Source organism: Streptomyces sp. NPDC101152 (genome assembly GCF_044768275.1).
In the GTDB taxonomy this organism is placed as follows: domain Bacteria; phylum Actinomycetota; class Actinomycetes; order Streptomycetales; family Streptomycetaceae; genus Streptomyces.
On record NZ_JBIWPO010000015.1, the window covers coordinates 150,492 to 166,514 of the forward strand.

Consider the following 16,023-nt stretch of genomic DNA (forward strand, 5'->3'; position numbering starts at 1 on the left):
TGCCCGCGACGTGTCACGCGAGGGAGTCTAAAGGCACGGGTTGCGCTCGCGACGCCGGATGAGAGGGAGGTCGCACGACGAAGTGAAGCAGAACATGTGACCGCCTCCCCTGGCCTGCGCGACTTTACGGACCGGCGGTTTCCGCCCGGGAAATCCTGTGCGTACTTTCACGGTCACCACCGCCTCTGCGGTCGCAGATCGGGCAGCACCGGCACCATCCGCTCCCACCGCGCGATCTCGCACCCGTCGCCGCGGCTGTAGGAGGCGTCGACGGGGCGGCCGGCCCAGGTCCCCGTGACATGGGCGGTGGCGGGGCCGCCGTACTGCAGGGTGCAGATGCTGCCGCCGGCTACCGCGGCGAAGGTGTCGCGGCCCCACCGGGTGCCCCGGTCGAGGGTCTCGCAGGCGCCGGCCACGTCCGGGTGGTCGCCGCTGCCTGGGTGGCAGTACAGCTGGTACGTGCCGTCCCGGTCGGCGCCGGCGTGGCGCACGGTGACGGTGAGGTGGTCGGTGGCGCGGTCCTCGTCGCGGGCGGGCGGGGGAGCGAGGGTGCGGGGTGCGGTGCCGGCGTGGGCGAGGGCGGGCAGGGCGCAGGAGGCGGCGGTGGCGGCCGTGGCGGCGATCAGGAGCCGGGTGAGCCGACGGCTGCGGCGGGTCATGGCGGACATGACCTGCCCAACGCGGCTCGCCCCCCGGACGTTGCGCATCGCCGACAACGCCTTTGCCCTGCGGGCGGGCTGCCTAGTACCGTGGAGGCCGATTGGTGACAGCACGCTCGACTGTGTCATCATCTGCACGCACCACTCGCGCTCGCGCGGGCGGTTGTGCTGGAGGCGTCGCCTAGTCCGGTCTATGGCGCCGCACTGCTAATGCGGTTTGGGACTTACCTCCCATCGAGGGTTCAAATCCCTCCGCCTCCGCCACCTTCCCAGGGAGTCCATGCCGAACGGCGTGGGCTCCCTGAGTCGTTCTCACGGGCTCCCGGGTCGTTTTCACTGCGTTACCGGAATTGTGTGTGGCCGGTGGGAAAAGCGGGGAAATCGCTTGTCGTACAAGGTGATCGATGCAGTCTGAGTCATCACGTAAACACGTTACGTGTGCGCATGCCGGGGGGAGTGTGCCATGCCTCAGTGGCCTGGGCGGTCCGCACGGGACCAGGCGGTACGCCGTTACGTCGACGAGCACGTGGACCGTACGCCCGGCTCCGGCCTGGGCACCCCGCCCGCGCTGCTGCTGCTCGGGCCGCACGGCAGCGGGAAGAGCTCCCTGCTGCGGTCCCTCGAACACTGGGGGCAGCGCCTTCCGCTGGCCTCCGTCGACCTGGCCGCGGCCACGCCCGAGGGCCAGGCCAAGTCGTTCTTCGACGCACTGACCGAGCTGGTCTTCCGGCTCCAGGAGGTCAAGGACGACTCCCCGCCGCTGCTGTTCCCGTCCTTCAGCGTGCTGCTCATGGCCGTCGTCACCGGAGTCAACACGCGGTCCCGGGAGCGGGCCGTGCAGGAGATGCACGCGGCCTTCGAGCCGGACGGACAGCAGGAGTACGCGTACGAGAGGCTCCAGCCGTTGATCCAGGGCGTCGCGGCCGCGATCGGCGGGGTGCCCGGCTGGGCCACCCAGGTCATCCCCGTCGTCCGGGGCGGCCAGCGCATCCGCGCGTCGGTCGAGATCCGCCGCCGGGTCGCGCAGGCCGCACGTGACGCCGGCCGCCACCGCGCGCCCATGGACTTCCTGGTCCAGGTCAACCGGCTCTTCAACGGCCCGTCCGTGCAGCGCGACGAGGCGGAGGCGCTGCTGCTGCGGGCATTCCTGGCGGATCTGCGGGCCGCCTACACCGACAGGCGCGGGCGAAGACGTCGTACCGCCCACTGCATCCTCCTGCTGGACAACGCCGACCACGAGGCCGGCGACCGGCTGCTGAGGCTGCTGCTCGAATCCCGTGCCGCCGGCCACGCCGATCCGCTGCTGGTGGTGGCCGCCGCCCGCACGAGGCCGCAGACCCTGGCCCGGCGGGAGGAGGGGACGCAGTCCGCCGCGCTGGACTACGACCGCGGGAGCTGGCCCGAGGAAACGGTTTTCCGGCCGGTACCGGTGCGCGGTCTGCACGTCGGAGGGCTGCGCGACCTCAACCGCGACGAGGTGGCGCAGCACGCGGCCGCCGTGCTCAGGGAGCTGCCCGAGCGGGCGGAGCTGCCGCCGGTGCGCGACCAGGCCGAGTGGCTCGGCTGGGCGGTGTACGGCGCCACCCGCGGGCAGCCCGCCGCCACCGGCGTGGTCCTCGAGACCCTGGGCCGCTTCCCCGCCGACACCGACTGGGAGACCCGGCTGCGGCAGTGCCTGGCCCTGCCGCAGGCGGTGCCCGGGCTCGACCCCACGCTGACCGCCGCGCCCCAGGTCCTGGACCGGCTGCTCCCCCATGTGGAGAACGCCCTGTGGCGGGCGCTGCCGAGCACCGCCGCCGCACTGACCCCGGACCAGGCGGAGGCCGCCCCGGGCCTGCTGCCCAACCTCGCCTCGCGCACCTGGTTCGAGGCGGTCGCCGCCGACGTGTCCCAGCCGGTCGCGCGCTTCCTGCTGCTGCGCCTGCTCGACGCGGCCTCCGGCGAACCCGGCGCGGGGCCCTGGGAGGCGGCCTGCCGCAGACTCCAGGCCGCGGCACGCGACGAACGCACCCGGGTCTACTACGACCTGGCCTGCGGCGATGTCGACAGCGCGGTCGACCACCTGCGGCGCAGGTTCGGCACCGTACCGGCTGACGAGTGGTGTGCGGACCTGTCCTGGCTCCAGCGCGCCCCCGCCCGCTGGAGCGGGGGCCTGCCCGAACAGCCCCGGGCCCGGTACGAGCGGCTGGTCGGCTCCGTCTCGGGCGACGAGACGCGCAAGGTGATCACGAGGCTGCTGGTGGCGGGCTGGATCACCGCCCACCCGCGCACCGATCCCTACGCCGAGCTCTACGAGGACCCGTTCGGCGACCCCTACGCGGAGCTGTACGGCGACATCGCCGAGGACTTCAGGGCGCTCGGGATGCTGGCCCGCGACGCCCGTGACCTGTTCGTGTTCCGCGAGCGGACCAAACAGTACGAGAGGAAACCCTGGTGAGCGGCAACTCGGACCCCCACGGGGGCATTCGCCGGCCGACCCCACCGCCGCGCCGCAGGTGGCCCTGGGCGGCGGCCGTCGTCCTGCTCGTCGCCGCCGGGGTGACCGCGTACCTGCTGATCTCCCAGAAGATGGACGAGTGCGGGTCCGGCGTGCGCAGGACCGGCCCCCAGAACGAGTGCGTCGGAGTCAGCGACGGTTCGTACGCGTTCCGCAGTTCCCTGAAGCCCGTCATGGACAAGATCAAGGAGGAGAACCGGCGGGTCGAGAAGTCGGGCCGGAAGTGGGTGAGCGTCGCCTACGTCGAGCCGCTCTCCTCCGACCCGAACGACGAGGCGGCCAAGTACCAGATCGTCGAGGAGCTGAAAGGCGCCTACCTGGCCCAGCGGCAGCTGAACGACAACCAGCTCGGCGGGCTCGGCGACCTCCCCCAGATCCGGCTGCTCGTCGCCAACATCGGGGAGCGCTCGCAGCAGTGGAAGCCGCTGACGGACCAGCTGATCGCGATGGCCCACGGCAAGGACCGTCTCGTGGCGGTCGCGGGCTTCGGCACCAGCCGGGGCGGGACGCTGAAGGCGGTGGACGCGCTGCGCGCGGCGAAGGTGCCGATGATGGGGGCGACGGTGACGGCGGACGCCCTGAGCTCCGCGAGTGCCGTGGGTTTCTTCCGCGTCTCCGCGCCCAACAGCGACCAGGCGAGCGCGGCGGCGGCCTACCTCGCCGGACAGCAGCGGGCGAGGCACGGCTACAAGGTGCTGGTCATCCGCGACCGCAACCAGGACGACATCTACAACACGTCCCTCTACAAGGACTTCATGACCGCCGCCGGCGCCAAGAAACTCGCCCTCATGGACGGCGAGGTGCAGTACGCGTCCGGGATCGACGGCATCAGCAACGCGTTCTCCGCGGTCGCCCAGCAGGTCTGCTACAAGAAGCCGGACGCGATCTTCTTCGCGGGCCGCGGGGCCAACCTGCGGGGTCTGGTCATCGCCATGTCGGCCGCCGGCCGCCGCTGCCCCGTGACGGTGCTCACCGGGGACGACGCGGTGGGCGTGTACTACGACGCGAACACTCCCGACGCGACGGTCAAGCAGTTCCAGCGGGACTGGACCGTGAGCCGGATGACCGTGCTCTACACGGCGCTGGGCCATCCGGGACTGCCCGAGCGGCTGTACGCCAAGGCGGACAACCCCTACACCGGGTTCGTGGAGCTCTACCGCCGCACGTTCGGCGGCACCGGCGACGAGGAACTCCAGGACGGCCAGGCGACCCTGGGCCACGACGCCGTCTGGACCCTCGGCGTCGCCATCCACCAGGCGGCCGGCGACGACGGCTCCGCCACCGTGAACGCCGAGAGCACCCTCAGCCAACTCGTCACCGGCGTGACCGCCGCGGGCGTCACCGGCCCCATCCAGCTCGACTCCGACGGCAACCCGCACGACAAGCCCATGGCCATCGTCCGACTGGACCCGCGGGGCACCTACACCTTCGAACAGGTGATCAAGCCCTGAAACGCCGTTTTCGCAGCTCACAAGGGGTGCACGGAACGGATTTCACATGTCAGCGGCAGTCATGTAATGTTCTTCCTGTCGCCGCGAAGGGCCCACGGGCCCGGATAACGACACAGAACAGAACAAGCACTCGTAGCTTAACGGATAGAGCATCTGACTACGGATCAGAAGGTTGCAGGTTCGAATCCTGCCGAGTGCACACAAGCGAGAGGCCCCGCAGGGATGCGGGGCCTCTCGCGTTCCGGCGGTGAACAGCAACGGGGTACTGAAGCCGTTGACGTCGGCCGGAGGGCAGTTCGAACGCTGGGCGTCAGGGCTCGCGTGAATACGTCGATGTCCACCAAGTGGTGAGGCGGTTCGCCATTGCGTCCGCGTCGTGCGGGTGGCTCAGACCGAAGTGGCCCGTCATCTCGCGGAGCGGGAACTCACCCAACTCCACTCGGTCGGCTCCGCACCGCAGTCGGCTGAGGATCGGCACGATGAGGCAGTCGTACTCATCGTGTACAAGATCGGCCACGCCGATCGGGTCCCAGGCGTTGAGCAGGGACCTCAGGTCGTCTTGAACGTCCGCCGCCATGGCGCCAGGATGCCACGCGGGCAGCAAACAGCTCGGGTTGGGCGAGTCCTTCAAGGTGCCCGGGAGCCGTCAGGGAAGCTTTCTCATCACCCAGAGTCCGAGCCGGTACGCGAGGGTGGCAACCGCCAAGCTGATGAGCGTGACAGCTGTGTGTGGATGGTCCCGGGTCAGTCGCTCGGCCGGGTCGCGAGCCAGCCCAGAAGTGAGGAAGTAGCCGGTTGTACCCGCCAGGTACGCTCCCGCCTTGTCCTTGGTCCACCCTGGCTGTCCAGCCTTCTCCGCCTTGCCGGGCCTCATGAGGGGCTACCGGGGAGGACGGTGAGGTAGGTGGATCCGCTCCATACGCCGCCGGTCTGGGATCCCTTGGCCGCGAAGGACTTCAGGGCGCGGTCGTGGCCGTACCGGCCGTCGGAGTAGAGGGGGGCGCAGCTCCGTGAGGTGACGTGGCGCCAGGCTCCCGAGGAGCAGTGGTCGACGTACACCGACGTGCGCGCGGCGCCGGCGCCGGCGACCGTCGTCAGTCCCACGGGCAGCGCTGCGGCGAGCGGCGGCGAGAATCGCGCCAGTTTCATGAGGGCCCCCACCCAACCTTCACGATCAAGGGGCGCAACGTAGCACGGGGGAGGTCGGGGCACGATGGCGGGCGGAGCGGTCTCGCATGTCGGCCCCGCATGCCCTGCTCCACGTGCCCTTTTCACATGCCGCTGTCCGGGCCCCAGCGGTCCGGGCCCACCCCGCGCCAGTCGATCCACGACGCCCGCGCGACCTCGTCGGCGTCGACCTCCAGGCCGGCTCGGCGGAGGAACTCGACCAGGTCGACGATCGTGTGGGCCAGGCCGAGGATCTCGCCGTCCACGCGGACGCGCCGGCCGCCCGTGGGCGATGGCGGGTGGACGATCACGCGAATGGGTCCCGACATGCCTTCAGGATCGTCCGCGGGGTACGGCTCCGCACTCCAGCGCGTCATGGGCGGACCCTCGGTGCCGGGCGGGTACGGCGCTCGCGCCCCGCGGTGGAGCCGCTCACGTCAGGTCCCTGCCCGTACGTCCCACGCGACGCAGCTCCCACCACGCCGCGGGGCTCGGTCGCCGTTGCTGCCAGTGGGAGTGGAAGAACAGCTGAACCGACAGCCGGTACAGACGCCGGCGCAGCTCGGTACCGCCGGGCCGCTCGGCGAGTTGCTGGTAGGCGGCGCTCCACTCCTGCTGCGCCCGGGTGAGGTCGGCTGGAAACGGTCGCATGGCTGAATTCAATCATGTGTTCGATTTATGCGTCCATCGGAAGCAGCGATACGCGGCCCGCGAGGCAGGGGCCGGCTGGCGTTCCCCTGGAACCGACCGCCAAGATCACAACCTGCATAAGATCGCCGGCATGGCGTTGCGACCCGTTCACGTGAACATCAAGGCCCTCGATGCCGCGGCGGTCGGCCGGTTCTGGGCGGAGGCGCTTGGCTGGAGTGCGTACAGCGCCGGGGTGACCACGTATGTCGGACCCGGCGGTGGACTCGTCTGGCCGGACCCGGTCGTCCTCGGCATCGACGTCGTTCCCGTCCCGGAGGCCAAGACGGCGGCGAAGAACCGGGTGCACCTCGATCTCGCCACCACCTCCGCGGCCCAGCAGACGGAACTGGTCGCCCGACTGAGGGCTCTCGGGGCGACGTCCGCCGACGTGGGCCAGGGCGATGTGCCGTGGACCGTCCTCGCCGACCCCGAGGGCAACGAGTTCTGTGTGCTGGAGCCGCGGGAGATCTACCGGGACACCGGTCCGATCGCCGCGGTGGTCGCCGACTGCGCGGATCCACGGGCCATGGCCCGGTTCTGGGGCGAGGCGACGGACTGGATCGTGCACGACGTCGAGGACGATCACGCGGTGCTGCGCTCAGCCAAGGCGGCAGGCCCGTATCTCGAGTTCCTCCGCACGCCCGACGCGAAGACCGCGCCGGACCGCGTCCATCTCGACCTGCTGCCCTACCCAGGTGACGACACGGCGGCGGAGGTGGCCCGGCTGCGCGCCCTCGGCGCCACCGACCTCGACATCGGCCAGGGCGACGTCCCGTGGACCTGCCTGACCGACCCGGAGGACCACGAGTTCTGCGTCCTCGCCCCGTCCTGAGGGAAGCGGCCCAGGCGGCCCTGCGCGTCAGAAGGGAAGACGGCCGAGTGGTGTGGTCAGGGTCGGAGACACGGTACGGCGGCCGGTGAGCGCGTCGTCCGCCGTCGTCGCCGAACTGCTCGGTCACCTCCATGAGCAGGGTTTCACCGGCGCCCCGCGCCACCTCGGCCTCGACGCGGCCGGACGGGACACCTTCGGCCACCTCCCCGGTTGGGTCCCGGCCCGCTTCCAGCGCTGGACCGACGCCCAGGTCGCCGCCGGCGGCGCCCTGCCGCGAGCGCTGCACGACGCCACGTGCGCATGCCGCCTCACCGGGCCGTATTCCGTCGTGTGCCACGACGACCCTGGACCGAACAACGCCGTTTTCCCGGACGGTCCGGACGGGATGCCCGTCGCCTTCATCGACTTCGACACGGCCGCACCGGGCGACAAGCTGGACGACCTCGGCTACATGGCGTGGACCTGGTGCGCCAGTCCCGCAACGCGCGTCGGCGGGCGGCCCGTCTCACCGGTTCCACCGGAGCCGAAGCCGACCGGATCACCAAGCGCGTCGACCGGTCGGAGCGCGAACACGCCCATACGGCCGCCTACTACGAGATCTTCGCTCAAGCCTTGCGGTGAGCGCCCGGCGAGGCGATGTCAGTGGTGCCCTCTACTCTCGGAGGCGATGGCACAGGCATGGAAGTGCTCGGGGCTGCGGTGGGCGGACAGCGGTCCCGTGCTGGCGTGGGACGGCGGGCGGCGCAGTGCGCTGACCTGGGGGAAACGGGTGGCCTTCGGGGTCGCGGACGGGGGTGTGCGGACGTGTGTGGGAGCGCGAGGGCACGCGTGCCCGGTACGGGCGGTGGTGCCGGGGCGGAGTACGGGGGCGCGGTGCGAGGAGTGTGCGCGGCTGGACCGGGCGCACTCCGTGGCCGCCGACACGATCGCCGACGATCCGCGGCCGTACCGCGTGTATCTGGCGTGGTTCGGGCCCGGCATGGTCAAGGTCGGAATCACCGCCGAAGAGCGGGGCTCGGCGCGGCTGCTCGAGCAGGGTGCGGTCTGCTTCAGCTGGCTGGGCCTCGGCCCGTTGATGGCGGCCCGGCGCACGGAGGAACTGCTGCGCGCCGCCCTCGGGGTGCCGGACCGCATCCCCTACGGCGACAAACGCGCGGTCCGCTCCCGGCTGCCGGCGTCGGCTCCGGAGCGGGCGGCCGAGGTCGAGGCGCTGCACGCCCGGGCCGGCGCGCTGACCGCGTGGCCGGAGTCGCTGGCGCGGGAGCCGTGCCGAGTCGTGGACCACGTCGGGGTTTTCGGGCTCACCGACCTTCCGGCCGCCGCCGGGGAGGTGACCGAACTGGCCGCGGGCAGCGGGGTGAACGGGAAGCTGCTCGCGGCCGCGGGGCCTGATCTGCACCTCGATACGGGACGCGGGGTGGTCGTGCTCGACACGCGGCTGATGAGGGGGTGGGACCTCGTGCCGACGGCGGGCGAGGACGGGGTCACCGTTCCGGTGAGGGAGGTGAAGGGGGAAGCGGGGGTTCAGGACGGACTCTTCTGATGGACCATGGCCGGGGGAAGAGGTGTGAAGACGGCGAGCGAGCGGGTCGAGCGGGTCGAGAGGGCGGATGGCTGGGACAGCGGAGGCCGGTGAGGTCCGGCGGTTCTGGGAGCGGCTGGGGCTGCCGGGGCTGGTCGACGTGCACACGCACTTCATGCCCGAGCGGGTGCTGCGCAAGGTGTGGGACTACTTCGACTCGCTCGGGCCGCTGATCGGCGGGGTGGAGTGGCCGATCACCTATCGGGCGGAGGAGGAGCAACGGCTCGCTGTGATACGGGAGTTCGGCGTGCGCCGCTTCACCGCGATGCTGTATCCGCACAAGCCCGGCATGGCGCGCTGGCTGAACGGCTGGGCCGTCGAGTTCGCCGCCCGTACCCCTGACTGTCTGCACACCTCGACCCTCTTTCCAGAGGACGGGGTCGAGGGCTATGTCCAGGATGCGCTCGACGCCGGGGCGCGGGTCTTCAAGGCGCACGTGCAGGTGGGTGACTACGACCCGGCCAGTGAACTCCTTGACGCTGCTTGGGGGTTGCTCGCGGAGGCACAGGTTCCGGTGGTGATCCACTGTGGTTCAGGGCCCGCTCCCGGCAAGCACACGGGACCCGAGCCGATCGCGCGCGTACTGGCCCGGCACCCCAGGCTGCCGCTGGTGGTCGCGCACATGGGGATGCCGGAGTACGAGGACTTCCTCGACCTGGCCGAGCGGTACCCGCGGGTGCGGCTGGACACCACGATGGCGTTCACCGACTTCGGCGAGCGGTTCGCGCCGTTCCCCCGGCGGGCGCTGCCCCGGCTGGCCGACCTCGGCGACCGGATCCTGCTGGGCAGCGACTTCCCCAACATCCCGTATCCGTACCTCCGGCAACTTCAGGCCCTGGAACGCCTGGACCTCGGGGACGACTGGCTGCGGGCCGTGTGCCACGACAACGGGGCACGGCTGTTCGGGCTGTGACACGGCCCGGCGGAGTTCCCAGTGGTTACCTGAGAGGCGCCTGTGCGTTTCTCAGGGAAATCACAGGTTGCCGAAAGGGTGCTCTCAGAGGGTCCCGACAGTGTGTCCACCATGACCACGACCTCGCCCCAGGGGCGCACCGAACTGCTGAGGCCGGACGGGAGCCCCGTCCGAGTGCTTGTGGTGGACGACGAGCTGTCGATCACGGAACTGCTGTCCATGGCCCTGCGCTACGAGGGCTGGCAGATCCGCAGCGCGGGAGACGGTACGGGCGCCATACAGACCGCGCGCGAGTTCCGGCCCGACGCCGTCGTCCTCGACATGATGCTGCCGGACATGGACGGGCTGGCCGTGCTGGGGCGGTTGCGCCGGGAGCTGCCGGACGTGCCGGTGCTGTTCCTGACGGCCAAGGACGCCGTCGAGGACCGTATCGCCGGGCTCACTGCCGGCGGGGACGACTACGTCACCAAGCCGTTCAGCCTGGAGGAGGTCGTCGCGCGACTGCGGGGGCTGATCCGCCGTTCCGGTGCGGCCGACCGGCGCTCCGACTCCGTGCTGGTCGTCGGTGACCTGACGCTGGACGAGGACAGCCACGAGGTCTCGCGGGCCGGGGACAACATCCACCTCACCGCCACCGAGTTCGAGCTGCTGCGCTTCCTCATGCGCAATCCGCGGCGCGTGCTCAGCAAGGCGCAGATCCTCGACCGGGTGTGGTCCTACGACTTCGGTGGCCAGGCCAACGTGGTCGAGCTGTACATCTCGTATCTGCGGCGCAAGATCGACGCCGGCCGGGAGCCGATGATCCACACCCGGCGTGGGGCCGGTTATCTGATCAAGCCCGCCGCGTGATGAGCGGACGACGACGACCGCGTCCGCAGAAGCCACGAGCGGGTAAGCCGCGCACCCTGCGGGCGCGGCTCGTCGTCGCGTCGGTGGTGCTGATCGCCGTCGTCTGCGCGGTGATCGGCACGGTGACGACGCTGGCGCTGCGCTCGCATCTGTACCAGCAGTTGGACCATCAGCTCAACGAGGCCGTCTCGCGGGCGTCGGGTTCCTTCGGGCCTCCCGGCCAGCAGCCCAGGGGCGGCTTCACCGGTCCCAACGGGCAGAAGATCCAGCCCCACCGCGAGAAGCTCAGCGACTTCGTCACCAGGGGGCCGCAGCCCCCGGGCACGATCGCGGCCAAGGTGGAGAACGGCTCCATCACCGACGCCCAGCGCGGGCAGAAGTCCACGAGCGACTTCGAGATGACCGCGAAGACGCTGACCAAGGACCAGATGTCCGCCCTCGGGGCCGTCTCCCGGGACGGCAACGCGCACAGCGTGGACCTTCCCGGGATCGGGAGCTACCGCGTCGAGTACCGGACCAGTGACAACGGCAGCTACTACGTCGCCATCCCCACCGCGGACACCGACAACACGATCAACACCCTCATCCTCGTCGAGGTCAGCGTCACCGCCGCAGGCCTCGGTGCCGCCGTCATCGCCGGTTACGTGATGGTCGGCGTCGCCACCCGCCCCCTGCGCCGGGTCGCCGCGACCGCGACCCGGGTCTCCGAACTGCCCCTGCACACCGGCGAGGTGAACCTCAGCGAGCGGGTGCCCGAGTCGGAGACCGATCCGCACACCGAGGTCGGCCAGGTCGGTGCCGCGCTCAACCGGATGCTGGACCACGTCCACGGCGCCCTGCACGCACGGCAGCAGAGCGAGATGCGGGTACGGCAGTTCGTGGCCGACGCCAGCCACGAGCTGCGCACACCCCTCGCCTCCATCCGCGGGTATGCGGAGCTGACCCGGCGCGGACGGGAGCAGGTCGGGCCCGACACCCGGCACGCGCTGGGCCGTATCGAGTCCGAGGCCGGTCGGATGACCTTCCTCGTCGAGGACCTGCTGCTGCTCGCCCGGCTGGACGCGGGGCGGCCGTTGCAGTTCGAGCAGACCGATCTGATCCCCCTCGTCGTGGACACGGTCAGCGACTCGCGGGCGGCCGGCATGGACCACAACTGGCGGCTCGACCTGCCGGACGAACCGGCGCTGGTGTCGGCGGACGCGGCCCGGATCCAGCAGGTGCTGGTCAATCTGCTGGGCAACGCCCGCAAACACACCCCGCCCGGTACGACTGTCACCGCCCGCGTGCAGCGGCGCGGGCCGTGGATGTGCGTGGATGTCGAGGACAACGGCCAGGGCATTCCGCCAGACCTGCTGCCGCACGTCTTCGAGCGGTTCGCCCGCGGCGACTCGGCGCGTTCGCGGGCCACCGGCTCCACCGGCCTCGGGCTCGCCATCGTGCAGGCTGTCGCGGCCGCGCACGGCGGTGCCGTGACCGTGGACGGCGTTCCGGGCCGTACGGTCTTCACCGTGCACCTGCCGGCGCTCGCCCCGGCCGTCCCCCACCCGGCCCCCGAAACGAACTGGCAGGCGCACTCACAGGTGCACCACAGTGCCAGCACATGGGTGCAACAGGGCACTTGACCAGAGTCGCTTCCATGCGAAGCGACTCTTCTCCCGGCACCCTGCCGGCGCGGGAGCACCTCCCGGCCGGCGACGCCGGTACGCCTGTCCTGGACGTAGTGGTCCCCGTCTACAACGAGGAGAAGGACCTCGAGCCGTGTGTGCTGAGACTGCACGAGCACCTGAGGCGCACGTTCCCCTACGCGTTCCGCATCACCATCGCGGACAACGCGTCGACCGACACCACCCCGCAGGTGGCGGCGCGGCTGGCGACGGAGATCCCCGAGGTCTCCCACGTCCGGCTGGAGCAGAAGGGCCGCGGACGCGCCCTGCGCACCGTGTGGTCCGCCTCGGACGCCCCGATCCTCGCCTACATGGACGTGGACCTCTCCACCGACCTCAACGCCCTGCTCCCACTGGTGGCCCCGCTGATATCGGGCCACTCCGACCTGGCCATCGGCTCCCGGCTGGCCCGCTCCTCGCGCGTGGTGCGCGGTCCCAAGAGGGAGTTCATCTCCCGCTCGTACAACATGATCCTGCGCGGCTCGCTGCAGGCCCGCTTCTCGGACGCGCAGTGCGGGTTCAAGGCGATCCGGCGTGACGTCGCCCAGGTGCTGCTGCCGATGGTCGAGGACACCGGCTGGTTCTTCGACACCGAGATGCTGGTCATCGCCGAGCGCGCGGGGCTGCGGATCCACGAGGTGCCCGTCGACTGGGTCGACGACCCCGACTCCACCGTCCACATCCTGAGGACGGCGACCGAGGACCTCAAGGGGGTCTGGCGCGTGGGCAGGGCCCTGGCCACCGGGTCGCTGCCGCTGGACCGGATCACCCGGCCCTTCGGCGACGACCCGCGCGACCGCGACATCCAGGACGTGCCGAAGGGGCTGGCCCGTCAGCTCGTCGGGTTCTGCGTCGTCGGCGGTCTGTCGACCCTCTTCTACCTCCTCCTCTACAGCGTCTTCCGCCAGTTCGGCGGCTCCCAGGTCGCCAACGCGCTGGCCTTGCTGGTCTCCGCGGTCGCCAACACGGCCGCCAACCGCCGGCTGACCTTCGGGGTGCGCGGCAGCGGCGGCGCCGTCCGGCACCAGGCGCAGGGCCTGGTCGTCTTCGGTATCGGTCTCGCGCTGACCAGCGGTTCGCTCGCCGCCCTGAACGCGGCGACCAGCAACCCGGCGCACTCCACCGAACTGGCGGTGCTGATCGCCGCCAACCTCGCGGCGACCGTCCTGCGCTTCCTGCTCTTCCGCGCCTGGGTCTTCCCCGAGCGGCACGACAACCAGCCGACCACCGTGGTGGCCGCACACGAGCCGTCCCCGCCGACGTACGCCGTCGCCTCCTCCCCGCAGCCCCCGCTGCCCCAGCGCCCGACGGGCCGCACCGCCTACGAGACCACCCCGTTCCGCGCCGGTGAAGTCGCGGACCGCAGCTGGGAGGACGCCACCCTGCACCTGCAGCCGGTGCGTCCGACCGACACCGATCCGAGGGACCCCCGATGACGACGCACTACGACCGGACGACGTACGAGGGGGCGCCCGCTCCCTCCTCATGGGGACCGCCCCCCACCGCCCCCACGGCCGTCCAGGAACCGGTGGCCCCCACCGGACCCCAGGCCGGCGAACCCCAGCAGCCCGGCGCACACAGACTGCGCCGCGGCCGCCCCGAGGACCCCCGCTGGGCGCGCCCGGCCTTCCTCGGCCTGCTCGCCGCCACCCTCCTCCTCTACCTCTACGACCTGAGCGCCTCCGGCTACGCCAACTCCTTCTACTCGGCGGCCGTCCAGGCCGGCAGCAAGTCCTGGAAGGCGTTCTTCTTCGGCTCGCTGGACGCGGGCAACGCGATCACCGTCGACAAGCCCCCGGCCTCCCTGTGGCCGATGGAACTGTCGGTGCGGATCTTCGGCCTCAACTCCTGGGCGATCCTGGTCCCCGAGGTCCTCATGGGCGTCGCGACGGTCGCCGTGGTCCACGCGGCCGTACGGCGCCGGTTCGGCCCCGGGGCCGGTCTGGTCGCGGGCGCGGTGCTCGCGCTCACCCCGGTCGCGGCACTGATGTTCCGGTTCGACAACCCGGACGCGATGCTGGCCCTGCTGATGGCGGTGGCCTGCTACCTGGTGGTCCGAGCGGTCGAGGACGGCCGGACGAAGTGGCTGGTGTGGGCCGGGGCGGCGATCGGCTTCGCGTTCCTCGCCAAGACCCTGCAGGCGTTCCTGATCCTGCCGCCGCTGGCGATCGTGTACGCGGTCTGCGCGCCGGTGTCGGTCAGGAAGCGGCTGGCCCAACTCGCCGCGGCGACCGCCGCGCTGGTCGTCGCCGGCGGCTGGTGGGTCGCGATCGTCGAACTGTGGCCCGCGTCCTCCCGCCCGTACATCGGCGGCTCACAGGACAACAGCTTCCTTTCGCTGACCTTCGGCTACAACGGCTTCGGGCGCCTGAGCGGCAACGAGACCGGCAGCGTCGGCGGCGGCGGAGGTGGCGGTGGCGGCACCGGCATGTGGGGCGCCACGGGCTGGAACCGCATGTTCAACTCCGAGGTCGGCGGCCAGATCTCCTGGCTGCTGCCCGCCGCGCTGATCCTGTTCGTCGCCGGCCTGGTGGCCACGCGGAAACTGAAGCGGACCTCGGCCACCCGCGCCTCGTTCCTGGTCTGGGGCGGTTCGCTGCTGATGACCATGGTCGTCTTCAGCTACATGGCGGGCATCTTCCACCAGTACTACACGGTGGCGCTGGCCCCGTACCTGGCGGCCGTGATCGGCATGGGCTCCGCGATCCTGTGGGAGCGCCGCAAGGAGACCCGGGCCTCGATCACTCTCGCGGCGGCCGTCGTCGCGAGCGCGGTGTGGAGCTACGTCCTCCTCAACCGCACCTCCACCTACCTGCCCTGGCTGAAGTACCTGATCCTGATCGGCGGTCTGACCGCCGCCCTCGGCCTGATCTTCGCGGGCCGCGTCAACCGGCGGCTCGCCCTCGCGGCGGCCGCCGTGGGCCTGGCCGCCTCGCTGGCCGGCCCGACCGCGTACACCCTCAGCACCCTGCAGACCGGCCACACCGGCTCCATCGTCACCGCGGGGCCGGCCGGCGCGAGCATGATGGGCGGTCCCGGCGGTGGTCGCGGCGGCTTCGGCGGCGGCACGCGGGGCGGCTTCGGCGGCGGGATGCCGGGCCAGCAGAACGGCAACGGCAGGGCCAACGGCGGCTTCGGCGGGATGACCGGCCAGAACGGCAACGGCAACACCGGCACCACCCAGGGCCGGCAGAACGGCAACGGCTTCCCCGGCATGGGCGTCACCCGGGGTGGCATGGGCGGCGGCGGTGGCGTCGGCGGCCTGCTCAACGGCGCCAGCGTCTCCTCCCAGGCCAAGAAGCTGCTGGAGACCGACTCCGCCAAGTACACCTGGGTCGCGGCGGCCATCGGTGCCCAGAACGCGGCGAGTTACCAGCTCTCCACCGGCGATCCGGTGATGGCGATCGGCGGCTTCAACGGCACCGATCCGTCCCCGACGCTCGCCCGGTTCCAGAAGTACGTGCAGGAAGGAAAGATCCACTACTTCATCGCCTCCGGAACCGGCGGCGGCATGGGCGGCAGCAGCACCGGCACGTCCTCGCAGATCACGACCTGGGTCGAGAAGAACTTCAAGAAGGTGACGTTCGGTTCGGCCACCTTCTACGACCTGACGCGGAAGACGAGCGGCTGAAGAGATACTCCGCCTCATTGACGGAAACCGTGTCGTACACCGTATAGCGGCTGGCTGTACGGTGTACGACACGATGCTGTTCGGTTGC

Annotated in this window: 15 protein-coding genes, 2 tRNA genes and 1 pseudogene; 13 read left to right on the plus strand and 5 right to left on the minus strand. The window is 71.1% G+C overall.

The genetic code is table 11. The features are described 5' to 3' along the window. Positions 1-173: 173 nt before the first annotated feature. On the minus strand, positions 174-668 hold the full coding sequence (locus tag ACIRVK_RS21470; protein WP_404249296.1) for an SSI family serine proteinase inhibitor: 495 nt from the start codon (positions 666-668) through the stop codon (positions 174-176). A gap of 161 nt (positions 669-829) precedes the next feature. Here ACIRVK_RS21470 and ACIRVK_RS21475 point away from each other — a divergent pair. The 4 genes from ACIRVK_RS21475 (at position 830) to ACIRVK_RS21490 (ending at position 4,806) form a co-directional block, all read left to right on the plus strand. After that, positions 830-923: transfer RNA gene (locus tag ACIRVK_RS21475), tRNA-Ser, on the plus strand. 199 nt (positions 924-1,122) lie between these two features. Beyond that, the gene (locus ACIRVK_RS21480; protein WP_404249298.1) at positions 1,123-3,096 is read left to right on the plus strand and encodes a hypothetical protein; all 1,974 of its coding nucleotides are present in this window, start codon (positions 1,123-1,125) and stop codon (positions 3,094-3,096) included. Next, positions 3,093-4,607 carry a hypothetical protein gene (locus tag ACIRVK_RS21485; protein ID WP_404249300.1) on the plus strand — a complete coding sequence of 505 codons (1,515 nt, stop codon included), beginning with the start codon at positions 3,093-3,095 and terminating at the stop codon, positions 4,605-4,607. The genes ACIRVK_RS21480 and ACIRVK_RS21485 overlap by 4 nt, the downstream gene beginning before the upstream one ends. A 126-nt stretch (positions 4,608-4,733) precedes the next feature. Continuing rightward, positions 4,734-4,806, plus strand: a tRNA-Arg gene (locus ACIRVK_RS21490). A 111-nt stretch (positions 4,807-4,917) separates the two neighbouring features. Here the strand turns inward: ACIRVK_RS21490 and ACIRVK_RS21495 are convergent. The 4 genes from ACIRVK_RS21495 to ACIRVK_RS21510 form a co-directional block, all read right to left on the minus strand. Beyond that, positions 4,918-5,184 carry a hypothetical protein gene (locus ACIRVK_RS21495; protein WP_404249302.1) on the minus strand — a complete coding sequence of 89 codons (267 nt, stop codon included), beginning with the start codon at positions 5,182-5,184 and terminating at the stop codon, positions 4,918-4,920. 293 nt (positions 5,185-5,477) lie between these two features. Beyond that, on the minus strand, positions 5,478-5,756 hold the full coding sequence (locus tag ACIRVK_RS21500; RefSeq protein ID WP_404249304.1) for a hypothetical protein: 279 nt from the start codon (positions 5,754-5,756) through the stop codon (positions 5,478-5,480). Positions 5,757-5,878: 122 nt separating this feature from the next. After that, entirely contained in the window at positions 5,879-6,103 is a 225-nt protein-coding gene (locus ACIRVK_RS21505) for a hypothetical protein (protein ID WP_404249306.1), read from the minus strand. Between the two features lie 103 nt (positions 6,104-6,206). Beyond that, positions 6,207-6,425 carry a hypothetical protein gene (locus ACIRVK_RS21510; RefSeq protein WP_404249308.1) on the minus strand — a complete coding sequence of 73 codons (219 nt, stop codon included), beginning with the start codon at positions 6,423-6,425 and terminating at the stop codon, positions 6,207-6,209. A gap of 130 nt (positions 6,426-6,555) precedes the next feature. On the opposite strand from ACIRVK_RS21510, the gene ACIRVK_RS21515 reads away from it, so the two are divergent. The 9 genes and pseudogenes from ACIRVK_RS21515 to ACIRVK_RS21555 all read left to right on the plus strand — a co-directional run bounded on the left by ACIRVK_RS21515 (position 6,556) and on the right by ACIRVK_RS21555 (position 15,935). After that, positions 6,556-7,296, plus strand: coding sequence for a VOC family protein (locus ACIRVK_RS21515; RefSeq protein WP_404249310.1), 741 nt, complete (start codon positions 6,556-6,558; stop codon positions 7,294-7,296). Between the two features lie 85 nt (positions 7,297-7,381). Beyond that, positions 7,382-7,711 (plus strand): annotated as a pseudogene (locus tag ACIRVK_RS21520) (phosphotransferase); the annotation flags it as partial. 41 nt (positions 7,712-7,752) lie between these two features. Continuing rightward, entirely contained in the window at positions 7,753-7,917 is a 165-nt protein-coding gene (locus tag ACIRVK_RS21525; RefSeq protein WP_404249374.1) for a hypothetical protein, read from the plus strand. 46 nt (positions 7,918-7,963) lie between these two features. Further along, entirely contained in the window at positions 7,964-8,839 is an 876-nt protein-coding gene (locus tag ACIRVK_RS21530) for a DUF2797 domain-containing protein (RefSeq protein WP_404249368.1), read from the plus strand. A 67-nt stretch (positions 8,840-8,906) separates the two neighbouring features. Then, on the plus strand, positions 8,907-9,791 hold the full coding sequence (locus ACIRVK_RS21535; RefSeq protein ID WP_404249312.1) for an amidohydrolase family protein: 885 nt from the start codon (positions 8,907-8,909) through the stop codon (positions 9,789-9,791). A 111-nt stretch (positions 9,792-9,902) separates the two neighbouring features. Beyond that, the gene (locus tag ACIRVK_RS21540; RefSeq protein ID WP_404249314.1) at positions 9,903-10,640 is read left to right on the plus strand and encodes a response regulator transcription factor; all 738 of its coding nucleotides are present in this window, start codon (positions 9,903-9,905) and stop codon (positions 10,638-10,640) included. Beyond that, positions 10,640-12,262 (plus strand): ATP-binding protein, encoded by a 1,623-nt coding sequence (locus ACIRVK_RS21545; protein WP_404249316.1) that lies wholly within the window; start codon positions 10,640-10,642, stop codon positions 12,260-12,262. The genes ACIRVK_RS21540 and ACIRVK_RS21545 overlap by 1 nt, the downstream gene beginning before the upstream one ends. Positions 12,263-12,276: 14 nt before the next feature. Beyond that, on the plus strand, positions 12,277-13,740 hold the full coding sequence (locus ACIRVK_RS21550; RefSeq protein WP_404249318.1) for a glycosyltransferase: 1,464 nt from the start codon (positions 12,277-12,279) through the stop codon (positions 13,738-13,740). Then, positions 13,737-15,935, plus strand: coding sequence for a glycosyltransferase family 39 protein (locus ACIRVK_RS21555; RefSeq protein WP_404249320.1), 2,199 nt, complete (start codon positions 13,737-13,739; stop codon positions 15,933-15,935). The genes ACIRVK_RS21550 and ACIRVK_RS21555 overlap by 4 nt, the downstream gene beginning before the upstream one ends. Positions 15,936-16,023 lie beyond the last annotated feature (88 nt).

Bases quoted from the DNA above. Each gene is read 5' to 3' on its own strand.
- ACIRVK_RS21550 (WP_404249318.1), top strand. From the start codon at position 12,277: ATGCGAAGCGACTCTTCTCCCGGCACCCTGCCGGCGCGGGAGCACCTC.
- ACIRVK_RS21470 (WP_404249296.1), bottom strand. From the start codon at position 668: ATGTCCGCCATGACCCGCCGCAGCCGTCGGCTCACCCGGCTCCTGATC.
- ACIRVK_RS21530 (WP_404249368.1), top strand. From the start codon at position 7,964: ATGGCACAGGCATGGAAGTGCTCGGGGCTGCGGTGGGCGGACAGCGGT.
- ACIRVK_RS21500 (WP_404249304.1), bottom strand. From the start codon at position 5,756: ATGAAACTGGCGCGATTCTCGCCGCCGCTCGCCGCAGCGCTGCCCGTG.
- ACIRVK_RS21515 (WP_404249310.1), top strand. From the start codon at position 6,556: ATGGCGTTGCGACCCGTTCACGTGAACATCAAGGCCCTCGATGCCGCG.
- ACIRVK_RS21545 (WP_404249316.1), top strand. From the start codon at position 10,640: ATGAGCGGACGACGACGACCGCGTCCGCAGAAGCCACGAGCGGGTAAG.
- ACIRVK_RS21510 (WP_404249308.1), bottom strand. From the start codon at position 6,425: ATGCGACCGTTTCCAGCCGACCTCACCCGGGCGCAGCAGGAGTGGAGC.
- ACIRVK_RS21555 (WP_404249320.1), top strand. From the start codon at position 13,737: ATGACGACGCACTACGACCGGACGACGTACGAGGGGGCGCCCGCTCCC.
- ACIRVK_RS21480 (WP_404249298.1), top strand. From the start codon at position 1,123: ATGCCTCAGTGGCCTGGGCGGTCCGCACGGGACCAGGCGGTACGCCGT.
- ACIRVK_RS21540 (WP_404249314.1), top strand. From the start codon at position 9,903: ATGACCACGACCTCGCCCCAGGGGCGCACCGAACTGCTGAGGCCGGAC.
- ACIRVK_RS21505 (WP_404249306.1), bottom strand. From the start codon at position 6,103: ATGTCGGGACCCATTCGCGTGATCGTCCACCCGCCATCGCCCACGGGC.
- ACIRVK_RS21535 (WP_404249312.1), top strand. From the start codon at position 8,907: ATGGCTGGGACAGCGGAGGCCGGTGAGGTCCGGCGGTTCTGGGAGCGG.
- ACIRVK_RS21495 (WP_404249302.1), bottom strand. From the start codon at position 5,184: ATGGCGGCGGACGTTCAAGACGACCTGAGGTCCCTGCTCAACGCCTGG.